General features: G+C 73.8%; 12 protein-coding genes. 7 read left to right on the top strand and 5 right to left on the bottom strand.

Annotated features, from left to right (window positions below; genetic code table 11):
* Window positions 1–70 precede the first annotated feature (70 nt).
* Entirely contained in the window at window positions 71–1,732 is a 1,662-nt protein-coding gene (locus tag AB0M99_RS08220) for a serine/threonine-protein kinase (protein ID WP_365918103.1), read from the bottom strand.
* Between the two features lie 337 nt (window positions 1,733–2,069).
* On the opposite strand from AB0M99_RS08220, the gene AB0M99_RS08225 reads away from it, so the two are divergent.
* Entirely contained in the window at window positions 2,070–2,339 is a 270-nt protein-coding gene (locus tag AB0M99_RS08225) for a hypothetical protein (RefSeq protein WP_365917861.1), read from the top strand.
* A gap of 37 nt (window positions 2,340–2,376) precedes the next feature.
* Here the strand turns inward: AB0M99_RS08225 and AB0M99_RS08230 are convergent, their stop codons facing one another.
* Window positions 2,377–3,576, bottom strand: coding sequence for a CaiB/BaiF CoA-transferase family protein (locus tag AB0M99_RS08230; RefSeq protein ID WP_365917863.1), 1,200 nt, complete (start codon window positions 3,574–3,576; stop codon window positions 2,377–2,379).
* A 126-nt stretch (window positions 3,577–3,702) separates the two neighbouring features.
* Between AB0M99_RS08230 and AB0M99_RS08235 the strand changes: the two genes are divergently transcribed.
* Window positions 3,703–4,653, top strand: coding sequence for a hypothetical protein (locus AB0M99_RS08235; protein ID WP_365917865.1), 951 nt, complete (start codon window positions 3,703–3,705; stop codon window positions 4,651–4,653).
* A 60-nt stretch (window positions 4,654–4,713) separates the two neighbouring features.
* Here AB0M99_RS08235 and AB0M99_RS08240 read toward each other — a convergent pair whose 3' ends face one another.
* Window positions 4,714–5,838, bottom strand: coding sequence for a type ISP restriction/modification enzyme (locus tag AB0M99_RS08240; protein WP_365918105.1), 1,125 nt, complete (start codon window positions 5,836–5,838; stop codon window positions 4,714–4,716).
* 141 nt (window positions 5,839–5,979) lie between these two features.
* Here AB0M99_RS08240 and AB0M99_RS08245 point away from each other — a divergent pair, with 141 nt between their 5' ends.
* Complete coding sequence (locus AB0M99_RS08245) at window positions 5,980–6,141, top strand: hypothetical protein (protein WP_365917867.1); 162 nt, start codon at window positions 5,980–5,982, stop codon at window positions 6,139–6,141.
* 152 nt (window positions 6,142–6,293) lie between these two features.
* On the opposite strand, the gene AB0M99_RS08250 is transcribed toward AB0M99_RS08245, so the two are convergent.
* Window positions 6,294–7,043: a GntR family transcriptional regulator gene (locus AB0M99_RS08250; RefSeq protein ID WP_365917869.1), complete on the bottom strand. Its 750-nt coding sequence runs from the start codon at window positions 7,041–7,043 to the stop codon at window positions 6,294–6,296.
* Between the two features lie 83 nt (window positions 7,044–7,126).
* A complete protein-coding gene (hmgA, locus tag AB0M99_RS08255; protein WP_365917871.1) occupies window positions 7,127–8,461 on the bottom strand; it encodes a homogentisate 1,2-dioxygenase in 1,335 nt (444 codons plus the stop codon).
* A 178-nt stretch (window positions 8,462–8,639) separates the two neighbouring features.
* On the opposite strand from hmgA, the gene AB0M99_RS08260 reads away from it, so the two are divergent.
* From AB0M99_RS08260 to AB0M99_RS08275, 4 genes are all read left to right on the top strand, one after another.
* Window positions 8,640–10,748 (top strand): right-handed parallel beta-helix repeat-containing protein, encoded by a 2,109-nt coding sequence (locus AB0M99_RS08260; protein ID WP_365917873.1) that lies wholly within the window; start codon window positions 8,640–8,642, stop codon window positions 10,746–10,748.
* A 104-nt stretch (window positions 10,749–10,852) separates the two neighbouring features.
* Window positions 10,853–11,677, top strand: coding sequence for a hypothetical protein (locus tag AB0M99_RS08265; RefSeq protein WP_365917875.1), 825 nt, complete (start codon window positions 10,853–10,855; stop codon window positions 11,675–11,677).
* Entirely contained in the window at window positions 11,674–13,008 is a 1,335-nt protein-coding gene (locus AB0M99_RS08270; RefSeq protein ID WP_365917877.1) for a hypothetical protein, read from the top strand. Before AB0M99_RS08265 ends, AB0M99_RS08270 begins: the two co-directional genes overlap by 4 nt.
* A gap of 52 nt (window positions 13,009–13,060) precedes the next feature.
* Entirely contained in the window at window positions 13,061–13,681 is a 621-nt protein-coding gene (locus tag AB0M99_RS08275; protein ID WP_365918107.1) for a TetR/AcrR family transcriptional regulator, read from the top strand.
* The last annotated feature ends 458 nt before the right edge of the window (window positions 13,682–14,139 follow it).

Below are 14,139 nucleotides of genomic sequence, written 5' to 3' on the forward strand. Positions count from 1 at the left end.
ATCGCCCACCCGATCGCCCTTCCGTCCGCCGATCAGCCACCGATCGCCCGCCGCCCGCACACCCGGCCGCTCACGCGTCGTCCTCGACGGCGTCGGCCGGGTCCGCGGGCGCCGTGTCCGGTGACGCGGGCGGACCGGCCGCCCCGGCCGCCTCGGACGCCCCGGGCGTTCCCGGCGTTCCCGGCGCCCCGGATGCTCCGGGGGAGGAGGCCCCGCCCGTCGGGGTCTCCTTCTCGCACGTCACGGAGAACTCCACCCACTCCGAGCTGCCCTCCTCCGGTGTCCGGACCTCCAGCCTGATGGCGTCCTCGAAGGTCGCGCTCTCGAAGTACGTCAGCTCCGTGTGCTCCAGCTTCCTGCTCGTGGGCCCGCCCTCCTCGTACGTGACGGACTGCCAGCCGGGTCCCGTGCTCTTTCCGCTGCGCGTGGCCCAGCGGTACTCCAGCACGGCCGGGGTCCGGTCCACCTCGACGGTGGCGCTGAAGGCGGGCGCCTCGTCGGCGGGCGGCGGGCAGGCGCCGCTGTAGGAGTTCCGTACGGCCGTCACCGCGGACACCGTGAAGTGCGGGGCGGTGGTGGCCGAAGGGGAGGGCGACGGGCTCGGGGAGGGCGACGGGCTCGCCGAGGGAGAAGGGGAGGGGGAGGCGCTCTGCGAGGTGGTCGGGGCGTCCGTCGGGCCGCCGTCGTTCCCGCCGGAGGCGTTGCGGTCCTTCAGTACCAGCCAGCCCAGCACGGCCACCGCCAGCGCCAGTACGAAGATCCCGCTCGCCAGCACCAGTCCGGCCCGCCCCTGCGGCGGCGGCTCCGGCGCGGGGTGCCGGCCCTGCGCGGGTGAGGCCGCGGGCATCGGCATCGCCGGGGTCACCCCGCCGTGCCCGCCCCGGGTGTCGGGTCCGCCGTACGGGTCGTGCCGGTGGTGCTGCGCGACGGCGGTCGGCGAGTCCGGCCCCGACACCGGCCCGCCGGAGGCCCGTACGGTCCCGCCCGCGCCGATGATCCGCAGCATCCGGGCCGCCTCCGCCGCGGGCAGCCGCTCGGCGGGCTCCTTGCGCAGCAGCCCCGCCAGTACAGGCTCCAGCGGCCCGGCCCGGAGCGGCGGCGGGAGCTCCTCGTCCACCACCGCCCGCAGCGTGGCCAGCGGGGTGTCCTGCCGGAACGGCGAGACCCCCTCGACGGCCGCGTACAGCATCACCCCGAGCGCCCACAGGTCCGACTCGGGACCCGGCTCGCGCCCGAGCGCCCGCTCCGGCGCCAGGAATTCGGGGGAGCCGATCACCTCGCCCGTCATAGTGATGGCGGAGGATCCCTCAAGACTCGCGATCCCGAAATCGCTCAGCACCACCCGGCCGTCGTTGGCGATCAGCACGTTGCCCGGCTTGACGTCCCGGTGCAGCACCCCCGCGTCGTGCGCCGAGCGCAGCGCGGCCAGGACCTGGTCGCCGATGTGCGCGGCCCGCTGCGGGGTGAGCGGCCCCTCGGCCTCCAACACCTCGGCCAGGGTGAGTCCGCGGACCAGCTCCATCACGATCCAGGGCCGGCCGTCCTCGGTCGCCACGTCGTAGACCGTGACGACCCCGCGGTGCGAGACCCGGGCCGCCGCCCAGGCCTCCCGTTCGAGCCGTCGGTACATCCGGCTCACGTCGGCCTCGTCCAGCCCGGCCGGCGCCCGTACCTCCTTGACCGCGACCTCGCGGCCGAGCACCTCGTCCCGGGCCCGCCAGACGATGCCCATGCCGCCCCGGCCGAGCGGGCCCAACAGGCGGTACCGTCCGGCGATGATCCGCTCGCCGTCCGTCTCCCCATTCAAGTGAGCCTCATTCACGGAGCCCCCAACTGCGTTCCCGGGTGATCACTCCAAGTTAGCGCAGTGCGCGCTGCGTGACCCCCGTTGTGCAGTGAGTCCGCATGTCGGCCGGATTGTGCGGAGAGTGACGGTCGACTCCGCTGAGTAACCGTCAACTCCCCGTCGCGATAGGGGTAATTCACACCACCGGGATACCCGAGGGCGACGCGGGGGCGATAGGGTTAACCTGCCCGGGCCGGGTGCCCTCGTACGGGTGGGGAGAGACATGGAACAGATAGCAATGCGCAGCAGGCCGCCTCGCGTGCCTGCCATCACCTGCGGCAGCAGCGCGACCAGCTCGCGCCTCGACCGCCACCTCGCTGTGCTCGGCGGACCCGCCGTCCCGCACCGCGAGGCCGCCGAGGCGACGCTGCTGATGCGCGAGCTCACCTCCCGCGACCACACGCACCGCCTGCGGAGCCGGAGCGCGCGCGTCGCGCTCTTCGCGCCGCTGCGCCGTCTGCGTCGCACGCTCTTCGGCAGCCGCCGCTCGTAACTGTCCCCGCAGCAACGCCGTTTCGTCCCGGCCTGATTCACCCGATCACACCGTCCCGGCGCAATGCCGAGATCTGTGCGCCCGTCATCCCCAGGGCGTGGAGCAGGACTTCGGTGTGTTCGCCGAGCGCGGGCACCGCACCCATGTGCGGTGCCGCGCCACCCGGCAGCCCGATGGGCGGCAACAGCGCCCGCAGCGGACCGGCCGGCGATCCCACCTCCCGCCAGCGGTCCCGCGCCGCCAACTGCGGATGCGCGGCCAGCCGGGCCACCGAGTTCAGCCGCGCGCAGGCCAGACCCGCCGCCTCCAGTGCCGCGATCGCCTCGTCCGCGTTCAGCCGGCCCAGCGCCTCGGCCACCACTGCGTCGGTCCGCTCCCGGTTCGCGGTGCGCGCGGCATTCGTCGCGTACGCCGCGTCCTGTGCCAACTCCGGCTGCTTCAGGACCTGTTCCGCGAGGCGCCGCCACTCCCGGTCGTTCTGCACCGACAGCAGCACCTGGTCGCCGTCCGCCGTCGGGTACGCGTCGTAGGGGGCGATCACCGCGTGCGCGAGGCCGGTCCGTACGGGCTCCTCGCCGCCGTGCATCGTCAGGTGCAGCGGATGCCCCATCCACTCGGCGAGCGCGTCCAGCATCGACACCTCCACCCGGCCCCCGCGCCCGGTGGTCCCGCGCCGCAGCAGGGCCGCGAGCACCCCCGAGAAGGCGTACATGGCGGCCGCGATGTCCGCCGCCGGGATCCCCGCCTTGACGGGCCGCTCCGGAGTGCCCGTCACCGAGACCAGGCCCGCCTCGCACTGCACGAGCATGTCGTAGGCGCGCTTGTGGGCGTACGGGCCTTCGGCGCCGTAGCCGGAGACGTCCACCGCGACCAGCCGCGGGTAGCGGGCGCACAGCGCGGCCGAGTCGAGCCCCAGCCGGGCGGCGGCCCCCTGGGCGAGGTTCTGCACGAACACGTCGGCGCCGTCGAGCAGGCCGTGCAGGACCTCCCGGCCCCGCGGGTCCTTCAGATCGAGCGCGATCGACTCCTTGCCCCGGTTGGCCCAGACGAAATGCGAGGCCAGGCCGTGCGCGGCGGTGTCGTAGGCGCGCGCGAAATCGCCGCCGTCGGGCCGTTCGACCTTGATGACCCGGGCGCCGAGGTCGGCGAGCTGGCGGGTGGCGAAGGGGGCCGAGACGGCCTGTTCGACGGCGACGACGGTGATGCCGTCCAGCGGGAGGGGCTCGATGGTGGTCATGGCGCCCTGCCTACCGGGTGGATGGCGGTCTGTCACCCATGTGCGGTGCGAAATGCACATAGATAATCTGGTTTGCGTGCGTAATGTACGGGGCGTCGTCCGTCGACTCGTACAGAAGGGCCGCCTATGAGACGCCCGACCGCACCGATGCCCCGCTCCGCAGTCCGACGGGCGGCGGTCGTCCTGATAGCGCTGCTCGCCGGGCTGGTGGTCATGGCCCCGCCCGCGGGCGCGCAGGGCCTCGCCCCGTACCCGCTGAACGTGCTCGTGGGCAGCGCGAACGGCGCCGTGGCCAGCAGCCCGGGCTGTACCTCGGGGCCGCTCACCGAGACCCGGCGGCTCACCGGCAGCGCCGGGCTCTCCGCCGGAGTGTTCTCGGCACTGCCCTCCCAGCTGGGCATCGACCTCCCGTTCCGGGTGGGCGGGACCCAGGCGGCTCTGGACTCCGCCGACGCGCGGGTGACCCTGACCAACGCCCGCGGCACCCTGACCCTGGCCCTGCAGAGCGGAAGCTGCGCCGCGCCGGGCCTGAGCTACAACGGGACCGCGGTGTTCGGCACCGGGACCTGGACCGTCGTACCGGACGCCACCACGACCAACGCCTACCGCGGGGCCACGGGGTCGGGCACCTTCTCGATCCTGGCCGCCAACGTCACCGTCGGCACCGGCAAGCCGTGGCAGCTCAGCCTCAGCGGGTCGATCACGGTCCTGCAGCCGCAGCTCGCCGTGACCCACCGCGCCTTCTGGGGCGGCCCCTTCAACTACCTCTCCCGCAACCTCGCCGTCGAGTACCGGATCCGGAACACGGGACCCGGCGACGCCTTCGGGGTGGTGCTCACCGACGCCCTGCCCACGGGCTCCGGGGTGACCAGGATCGGCCCGGTGCCGCAGGCCGTGGGTGCGGTGCCGGCGGGCACGGAGAAGCGGGTCGTGGTCCGCTACCGGGTGTGCGGCATCGCCGTGATCAACTGCCGGTTCACGGCCGACGTGCAGGTACTGCGCACCGACGCGCTCGACGTCGGCGGCACCGAGTCCTTCCCGAGGACCGTCCAGGTGCCGCTGACCCCGGTCCCGTAGCACTGGACCCGTCGTCGGTCCCGGCCACGCGCGCGAACGGCGCGTGGCCCCCCGGCCGGGCTACAGCAGTGCGAACTGCCCGCCCGGGCCCTCCTCCTGATGGTCCAGCACCGAGGCCGGGCGCCGGGCCCAGCGGGGCGCCGGCAGCACCCCGGCCGCCCGCAGTTCGGCGGCTCCCAGCGGCCGCCCGGGACTGAACCGGGCCCGCTCCGGGGCCAGTTCGGCCAGCAGCGCCAAGGTCGTGACGAGGGCGAGGAGCTCCGAGGTCCAGTGCTGCGGCCACTCGGCCGGGCCCAGCGCCTCCAGCCCGTCGGCCTCCGGGTCGCGGTGGGCGCAGCGGGCGGCGAACCACGCCTCCAGCACCCGGACGCCCTGGACCTCGTACTCCCAGGCCGGGGGCGGGACGGGGGAGACGGTGCCGCTCCCGAGGCTCAGCGTCTCGGTCTCCGGGTCGTACGCCGCCTCGCGCGGCCACCCCGGGAGCGCGGAGCGGACGTACGGCCGGCGCCCGCCCGGCAGCCGGGGCGCCTCCCCGCCGCGGGCCCCGCGCAGCTGGACGGTGAGCAGGCGGTGGCCCAGCTCCAGGCCGGCGCGCCAGTGCCCGGGGTCCGCGGCGAGCGGGACCTCGTAACCCCGCGGCCCGGGGCGGCCCGCGGCGAGGATCCAGCACAGCACGTCCTCGGGGGTGACCCAGCCGCCGTAGCGTTCGCCGAGCAGGGGCAGCAGCCCGGGGGCGAGATTGGGCTCCGCTCCGCCGGGGCGCCGGTGCAGCGGGCGGATCCGGCCGAGCCGCCCGGCCGGGAGGTGCGCGGTGACCAGCAGGTCCGGGACCTCGACGGCGAAGAGCTGGTGCTCGTCCCGGACCCGCCACAGCTCCGGCCGGGCCGTGTCGATCAGCCGCTGGTCGGGCAGGAGCCACTGCTCGTCGAAGGGCTCGCGCAGCACCCGTACGGGCTCGGGGCAGGGCCCGGGCGTGTCCGCGAACCGGGCCGTGGAGCCGGCCCGCTGGCCCGGGAGCGCGGCCGCCCCGGCGGCGGGCGTCCGGCTCCGGGTCGGGCGGAACAGGCGCTCCCGCTCCGCTCCTTCGGCGTCGGTCAGGGCCGCCCAGCGGGCGCGCAGGGCGGCCGGGTCGGGGGCCGCCACCCAGGCCCGGCCCAGGCGCAGGCCGCCCACGGCCCAGGGCATCAGATCGTCCAGCAGCGGTACGTCTTCGCTCACCCCGCCGATGGTAGCGACGGTGCGGTGCGGCAGGGCTGCGTCCAGGCCGGAGAGCTACGCTCGTGGTGTACGCGAAATGTGCGCAATGCTCCGATAGAGGAGACGGTCATGAGTCAGTACGACGAATACTCGACTCCGTCGCAGGCCGAGGGCGAGCGGCTCGACGAGGACATGGACGACCAGCAGCGCAAGGAGCGCCACCCCCAGACGATGCGCACCACGCCGTCCCAGGCGGAGGGCGAGCGCGGGGCGGAGGAGGACGAGAAGTAGCGCCACGGCCCGCCCGCCGCGGAGGTGACGCGAGCCGCCGCGTGTCGCTGCGGGTCGTCGGGTCGTCGTGAGCCGCCACCAGTCGCCGGGTCGCCGGGTCGCTGGGTGTGCGCCGCCACGAGTCGCCGGGTCACTGGGTGTGAGCCGCCGGGTCAGTGGGCGTCGACGGTGACCGTGAAGGAGAAGCGGTCACCGCGGTACCGGATGCGCGCCACGTCCACCACCCGGCCCTCCTTGTCGTACGTCACCCCCGTGTAGTGCAGGATCGGGCTGAGCAGGGGGACCTGGAGCAGCTCGGCCGTGACCGGGTCGGCGAGGCGGGCCTCGACGGTGTCGGTGATCCGGCTGATCCGCACCCCCACGATGTCACGCAGCACCTTGGTCATCGGCCAGCGCTCCAGATCGGCCAGGTCGATCGCCTCGGCGAGCTCCGGGAGCACCGCATTCTCCACCCAGTTGGTCGGCTCGCCGCTCTCGCTGTCGTGGCGCAGCCTTCGGTACGAGACCACCTCGGGCGTGTCCGGGAAGTGCTCCAGCAGCTCCCCGGACACGGCCGTGCGCTCGTGGCCGAGAATCGTCGTACGGTCGCCCGACTGCTGGGCCACGATCGCGTCGACCGAGCCCAGCAGCCGCACCGGGGCCCCGCGCATCGCGGCCGGCTCGATGAAGGTGCCGCGCCGCCGGTGGCGGCTGATCAGGCCCTCGCCCTCCAGTTCCTTGAGCGCCTGCCGCATGGTCAGCACGCTCACCCCGTAGTGCTCGGCGAGCCGCTCCTCGGTGGGCAGGCGCAGCGAGGCGTCCGGGGTGCGCCCCAGTATCGAGGCGCGCAGCGACTGGGAGACCTGGTACCAGAGCGGCAGCTTCCGGTTCAGTACCAGCGAGTCGGGGGCGAAGGCGGTCACGGGTGGTTCTCCGAACGGCTGGACTGCGGTGACGACGGGTGCGCGACGCGGGTGGCGACGGCGATGAGGGCGTGCAGCGAATGTTAGGCGCGGAAGTGGCGCTGGAGCCCCTGCCAGACGTCGTCGTATGCGGACTGGAGGTGATCCGCGCCGGCGGCCTGGGCGGTGGCGGTGATCGGCCAGCGGGTCTCGAACATGAAGGCCAGCCCGTCGTCGATCTTCTGCGGCTTCAGCTCGGCGGCGCTCGCCCGGTCGAAGGTCTCCCGGTCGGGGCCGTGCGCGGACATCATGTTGTGCAGCGAGCCGCCGCCGGGGACAAACCCTCCCTTGCCCGCAGTCTTGGCGTCGTAGGCCCCCTCGATCAGGCCCATGTACTCGCTCATCACGTTCCGGTGGAAGTACGGCGGGCGGAAGGTGTCCTCGCCGACGAGCCAGCGCGGGGCGAAGACCACGAAGTCCACCCCCGCCAGGCCCGGGGTGTCGGAGGGCGAGGTCAGCACGGTGAAGATCGACGGGTCGGGGTGGTCGTAGCTGATGGAGCCGATCACGTTGAAGCGGCGCAGGTCGTAGACGTACGGGACGTGCGTGCCGTGCCAGGCCACGACGTCGAGCGGGGAGTGGTCGTAGGTCGCGGACCAGAGGTTGCCGCAGAACTTGTTGACCACCTCGGTCGGGCGGCCGGCGTCCTCGTACGCGGCCACCGGGGCCCGGAAGTCGCGGGCGGCGGCGAGGCCGTTGGCGCCGATCGGGCCCAGGTCCGGCAGCTCGAAGGGCTGGCCGTAGTTCTCGCAGACGTAGCCGCGGGCGGGGGCGCCGTCCTCGGGGTCCAGCAGCTCGACGCGGAAGCGCACGCCGCGCGGGATCAGCGCCATCTCGCCGGGACCGGCGCTGAGCAGGCCGAACTCGGTGTGCAGCAGCAGCCCGCCGCGCTCGGGGACGATCAGCAGCTCGCCGTCCGAGTCGCTGAAGACGCGGTCGGTCATGGAGGAGTCGGCGGTGTAGAGGTGGATGGCCATGCCGGTGCGCTGGGTCGCGTCGCCGTTGCCGCCCAGGGTCCACAGGCCGCTCAGGAAGTCGGTACCGCGCGCCGGGTCGGGCAGCGGGTTCCAGCGGAGCCGGTTGGGGTCGGGCACGGTCTCGGTGAAGGGCGCGGTGCGCAGCCCGCCGTTGTCGGTCCGGGTGAAGGGCGGGTGCGCGGCCGAGGGGCGGATCCGGTAGAGCCACGAGCGGCGGTTGTGGCTGCGCGGCTCGGTGAAGGCGCTGCCGCTGAGCTGCTCGGCGTACAGGCCGAGGGGTGCGCGCTGGGGTGAGTTCCGGCCGAGCGGGAGCGCGCCGGGGACGGCCTCCGAGCTGTGCTCGTTGCCGAAGCCGGTGAGGTACCCCAGCCCCTCCGCCGTCTTCCTGGCCTGCTCGCTCATGGCTGCTCCCGCTCTGTCGAAGGTCCGCTGTGGGCTGTCGAGGAATCCTATGCCTGACAGTAGGATTCCTCGCCCCGCACGTCAACGGCGGCTTTCGGCGCCCCGGCCGAATGACTGCTGCGAATGACTGCTGCGAGAGGGGATCCAAAAAGATGAACAATGCTCTACTCTCACGCCCATGTCGTGGACCCGCAGGTTCCCTGCCGTGCCGGCGGCGCTCCTCGCCGCCCTCCTCGCACTCCTCACCCTCCTCGTCGCAGCGCCCCCCGCCGGCGCGCACGAGGAGCGCCCCGTCGTCTTCCCGGACGGCAGCGGCTCCGTGCCGCAGTACCGGAGCGACGAGCCGGACCTGATCGTCTGCAAGACCGACCGGGCCGCCTTCGAGCGCCGGACATCCGCCTTCCCGGACGAGCTCAGGCAGCGCAACCTCGCCCTGTACGAGCGGTGCGAGAAGAGCGGCTACCGGCACCTGCAGGAGGCCGTGGACGCCGTCGACCGGCCGGGGATGAACATCGCGATCCTCCCCGGCCTCTACGAGGAGGAGCCCTCGCTCCCGAAGCCGACGGGCGAGTGCGCCTCGCTCACGGCCCCCAACTCCTCGCTCGGCTACCAGATCCTCACCTACGAGCAGCAGACGGCCTGCCGCCACAACCAGAACCTCGTCGCGATCCTCGGCAAGACCGACCTGCAGATCGAGGGCACCGGCGCCTCCCGGCTCGACGTCGTGATCGACGCCAAGTACCAGAAGCTGAACGGGATCCGCGCCGACAAGTCCAACGGCATCTACTTCCGCAACTTCACCGCGCAGCGCACCACCTTCAACTCGCTGTACGTCCTCGCGGGCGACGGCTTCGTCATCGACGACGTGCTGACCCGCTGGAACGACGAGTACGGCTTTCTGACCTTCGCCAGCGACCACGGGCTCTACAAGAACTGCGAGTCGTACGGGAACGGCGACTCCGGCATCTACCCGGGCAGCGCGTCCAACATCAACGAGGGCCGCGGCTACGACGTCCCGCGCTACTCCATCGAGATCACCGGCTGCCGCAGCCACCACAACATGGTGGGCTACTCCGGCACGGCGGGCGACTCGGTGTGGGTGCACGACAACGAGTTCGACCAGAACATGGGCGGCGCCTCGATGGACAGCGCCTTCCCCGGACACCCCGGACTCCCGCAGAACCACGCGAAGTTCGAGCGGAACCTGATCCACGACAACAACGCGGACTACTACCACTACGTCGCCGACGGCACCTGCGCCAAGCCGCCCGCCGAGCGCGGCTACGAGCAGGGGGTCGTCTGCCCGCAGATCTCCATGCCCCCGGGCACCGGCATCATCACCGCCGGCGGCAACTGGAACCTGTACGAGAACAACTGGGTGTACGGGCACGAGCGCGCCGCCTTCTTCCTCAGCGCGGTCCCCGCCTTCATCCGCGGTGAGGAGTCCTGGGACAAGCAGACGGACACCTCCCACCACAACCGCTACGCCGCCAACGTCCTCGGCAAGGACAAGTCCGGAGCCTCCCGCCCCAACGGCGCGGACGTGTGGTGGGACGGCCAGGGCCGCGGCAACTGCTGGAACCCGGGCCCGGACGGCTCGACCCCCGGCACGCTCCCGCAGTGCGGGGACCGGCGCGGCTCGGTGTCCGGGGCGTCGGCCCGCCTGGTGGGCGAACCGGTGAAGCTGGCCCAGCTCCTCGTCTGCGCCGACTACAACGTCCAGGCCCGCAAACTGCCGGCCGGCTGCGACTGGTACGGCGCCCGGGGCCTGGAGCGGGTGGAGACCCAGATCGCGCTGGCCGTCGCGGCCGTGCTGCTGCTGGTCGGCGGCCTGCTGTGGTGGCGCCGCCTGCGCACCTCGCGCCTGGGCACCGCGGCCTTCCTGCTGGGCCTGGCGGGACTGGCCCTGGACGTGGCCGGCTCCACGATGTCCCTGGTGGCCACCCCCGTCCCGGCGCTGGGGCTGCTGTGCCTGGGCCTGTGGTGGACGGGTACCGGCATCGCCCTGCACCCCACCCGTCCCTGGCTGGGGCGGCTGAGCCTGCTGCTCGGGGCGCTGACCCTGCTCGACGCGTTCGACAAGGCCGTCCTGATGATCCCCTGGATCCCGCTGAGCCCCGCCTGGGTCCGCGCCCTGGTCGCCGTCCTCTGGGTCCTGTGGGCCGCAGCAGCCACCGCCCGCCCCGCCGCCCCGGCGGCCACTCCGCCCGACGACGGCACCCTGGCCCCGCCCGACGACCCCGCCCCGGTCCCGGCGGGCCCGGCACCCGCCGACGGTGCGGCGTGACCCGGGACCCCGGGGCGCGTGTGCAGTGCGGGGCCTGCGGTGGGGCGCCCCGGGGGTACCGCCGGGGCGGCAGGAGCGCCCGTACCGCAGCGGTGCTCGCCCTCGTGCTGCTCGTCGGAGGCGCGGCGGGCGGCTGCGGCGGACGGGCCACCACCCACCACAAGCCCGGCACCAGCCACGAGCAGGCCTCCGGCAGCACGGGGACGCTGCTCACCTCCGACGACGGCACCGGGCACCGGCTCCGCCAGGTCCCGGCCGAGGGCGCGCCGGCGGTGCAGGTCGCCGCCCGGCCGGACTCCGAGGACGGGTGGAACCTCCAGCTGACGGTGCGGAACTTCACCTTCACCCCCGACAGCACCGGCGGCGCCGCCCTCCCGGGTGCCGGCCACGCGCACCTGGAGCTGGACGGCCGCAAACTGGCCCGCCTGTACGGCCCCTGGTTCCACCTGCCCGCCGCGCAGGTGCCCGAGGGCACGCACACCCTGACCGTCCGCCTCTACGCGGACGACCACACCGCCTGGGCCGTCGCCGGCAAGCCGGTCGAGGGCACCCTCCAGCTCACCGCCGGCCCCCAGGGCGCGACCGGCCACAACCACCCCCCGGCCGCAACCCAGCCCGGGTCCCCGCCCGCGAACCCGACGCCGAACCCGCCCACGGAAGCGCCGGCCGACCGCACGGTCACCATCGCCGTCCGGGGCGGCAAGGTGACGCCCGCCCCGGGCCGCATCGAGCTGAAGCGCGGCGAACGCGTCGCCCTGCGCGTCACCAGCGACCGCGCGGACACCCTCCACGTCCACGGCTTCGACAAGGAACTCGCCCTGACGGCAGGCCAGGAGGCCACCCTGGTCCTGACGGCCGACCGAACGGGCCTCTTCGAGGTCGAGACCCACGAGTCCGGCCTCGTCGTGACCCAGCTCCTCGTCCGATGACCGCGCTCCCGGCGGTGGCCGGCGGCGGCCGGGGCGTGGTCCTTCCCCCGGCCGATCCGCCCACCGTGCTCGCGCACGGCATCGGGTCCCAGCACGATCTGCCCATCTCTCCCTTCTACGCCTTCGCCGGTGCCTTCACCGCGCTCTTCGTCTCCTTCCTCGCCCTCGGCCTGCTCTGGTCCGTCTCCCGGTTCCGCGGCGACCGCTCCGGCCTCGCCCTGCCCGCCGGGATCCAGCGGGTGGCCGACGCGCCGGCCACCCGCACCACCCTGCGCGGGCTCGGCCTCGCGGCCGCGCTCGCCGTCCTCCTCCACCTCCTCCTCGGTCCCGACGACCCCGCCCGAAACCCCGCTCCCGGCGCCGTCTACGTCCTGCTCTGGGTCGGACTCGTGCCCGCCTCCCTCCTCCTCGGCCCCGTCTGGCGCCTCCTCAACCCGCTCCGCGCGCTGCACGGCCTCCTCTCCCGGGCGTGGCGTCCCCGCGCCCGCCCGCTCCCCGCCCGGCTCGGCCAATGGCCTGCCGCCGCCGGGCTGTTCGCCTTCACCTGGCTCGAACTCGTCTCTCCCGATCCCGCTTCCACCACCACCCTTCTGATATCCCTCGCCGTCTACGCCACCGCCCAGCTCCTGCTCGCCGCCCGCTTCGGCGAGCGCTGGTTCGCCGACGGAGACGCCTTCGAGGTGTACTCCGGCCTCCTGGCCCGGCTCTCCCCGCTCGGCCGTCGCAGCGACGGCCGCCTGGTGCTCCGTAACCCCTTCCACGGACTCGACGCGACGCCCGAGCGGCCCGGACTCGTCGCCACCGTCTGCGTCCTGCTCGGATCCACCGCCTACGACGGCTTCTCGGACAACCCCTCCTGGATCAACGCGATCCAGACCTCCCCCCTCGGCCGCACCCCCACGGCCACCCTCGGACTCCTCGGCTCCATAGCCCTCGTCGCCACCCTGTACTGCCTGTGCGCGGCGGCGACCCGCCTCGTCTGCGGGCCGCACCCCGGCCCGCTGACCGCCTTCGCGCACTCACTCGTGCCGATCGCACTCGGCTATCTCATCGCCCACTACTTCTCCCTCCTTGTAACCGCAGGACCACGCACAGTGAGCATCGCACTCGGCACTGACAATGCCTCAGAACCCTTGTCGCCACTGGGCCCGGGGGCTCTCGCGGCCCTCCAGGTCATCGCCGTCGTCAGCGGCCACGTGCTCGGCGTGATCGCGGCCCACGACCGCTCCGTCCGCCTCTTCCCGCCCGCGAAAGCCGTCGCCGGGCAACTCCCGATGCTCGCGCTGATGATCACGTACACCGTCGGCGGACTCAGCCTCCTGCTGAACTGAACCCGATGTCCGGCACCCCCGCCGCGACCCGGCACGACCCAGGAGCGGCATGATGGACTACGTGCCCCCAGACCACCCCCTGCGCCGCGCGCCGATCCAGCAACGCAGCGCCGACCGGCTCGCCCGGATCCTCGACGCCTGCGCGGAGCTCCTCGACGAGACCGGGTACGAGCACCTCAGCACCCGGGCCGTGGCCCTGCGCGCGGGCGTGCCGATCGGCTCGGTCTACCGGTTCTTCGGCAACAAGCGGGCCATGGCCATAGCTCTGGCCCACCGCAACCTCGACCACTACGCCGAGGGCATTGCGGACCGGCTCGCCGACCTCCCGGGCACCGACTGGCGGCCCGTCGTGGACGCCGTGCTGGACGAGTACCTGGCCATGAAGCGCACCGTCCCCGGCTTCGCCCTGGTCGACTTCGGAGTCCCCGCGCCGCCCGCCGAGGGTCCGGCCTCCGACCCGAACCACCTGGTCGCCGCCCGCCTCACCGAACTCCTCAGCGCGCACCTCGGCCTCACCCCGGACGCCGCCCTGGAACGGGCCGTCCTGGTCGCGGTCGAGGCCACCGATGCGCTGATCCAACTGGCCTTCCGCAACGACCCGGCCGGCGACCCCGACATCGTGGCCGAAACCCGCGCGATGATGCAGGCCTACCTGGCCCGCGTCCTGGACTGACCCCCGCCGCACCCCTGCGGCCGTGCCCTGTTCGCTGTTCGCGGCCCGCGCTGCAGCCGCCGCGCCCCTCCGGGGCCAGCATCTGCGTCCCACAGCCGCGCCCGCGCACGTTCCCGTGCCGTCACTCGCGGCCCCCGTCCGGCGTGCGCGCCCGTGCACATCCCCGCCCGCGGCTGAGCCCCGGTCCCGGGCCGCGCTCCCGTCCCGTCCGGTGCTCGTGGTCCGGTCCTGCATCCGCGGCCCGTCCCGCACCGCTGGACGCGCTACCGTCCCGCGCCCGCTGCATCCCGTGCACGGCGCTCCCGCCCGCCTGCGTCCGCAGGCGGGCAACGTCCCAATTCTGCGTCTGAGGCCACGTCCCGGTTCACACTCGCGGTCCCGTCCGGTGTCCGTGGTGCCGTCCCGGCTCCCGAGCCGAGCGTCGTTCCGCGTCTGCGGCCGCGGCCCCGCCCTTGGTC

The sequence above is a fragment of the Streptomyces sp. NPDC051183 genome, assembly GCF_040682455.1.
Lineage (GTDB): Bacteria > Actinomycetota > Actinomycetes > Streptomycetales > Streptomycetaceae > Streptomyces.

Excerpts from the sequence above, each read along its gene's own strand:
- AB0M99_RS08240 (WP_365918105.1), bottom strand. The coding sequence starts at position 5,838 with ATGCCCTGGGCCGTGGGCGGCCTGCGCCTGGGCCGGGCCTGGGTGGCG.
- AB0M99_RS08220 (WP_365918103.1), bottom strand. The coding sequence starts at position 1,732 with ATGGGCATCGTCTGGCGGGCCCGGGACGAGGTGCTCGGCCGCGAGGTC.
- AB0M99_RS08245 (WP_365917867.1), top strand. The coding sequence starts at position 5,980 with ATGAGTCAGTACGACGAATACTCGACTCCGTCGCAGGCCGAGGGCGAG.
- AB0M99_RS08270 (WP_365917877.1), top strand. The coding sequence starts at position 11,674 with ATGACCGCGCTCCCGGCGGTGGCCGGCGGCGGCCGGGGCGTGGTCCTT.
- AB0M99_RS08230 (WP_365917863.1), bottom strand. The coding sequence starts at position 3,576 with ATGACCACCATCGAGCCCCTCCCGCTGGACGGCATCACCGTCGTCGCC.
- hmgA (WP_365917871.1), bottom strand. The coding sequence starts at position 8,461 with ATGAGCGAGCAGGCCAGGAAGACGGCGGAGGGGCTGGGGTACCTCACC.
- AB0M99_RS08235 (WP_365917865.1), top strand. The coding sequence starts at position 3,703 with ATGAGACGCCCGACCGCACCGATGCCCCGCTCCGCAGTCCGACGGGCG.
- AB0M99_RS08225 (WP_365917861.1), top strand. The coding sequence starts at position 2,070 with ATGGAACAGATAGCAATGCGCAGCAGGCCGCCTCGCGTGCCTGCCATC.
- AB0M99_RS08260 (WP_365917873.1), top strand. The coding sequence starts at position 8,640 with ATGTCGTGGACCCGCAGGTTCCCTGCCGTGCCGGCGGCGCTCCTCGCC.
- AB0M99_RS08275 (WP_365918107.1), top strand. The coding sequence starts at position 13,061 with ATGGACTACGTGCCCCCAGACCACCCCCTGCGCCGCGCGCCGATCCAG.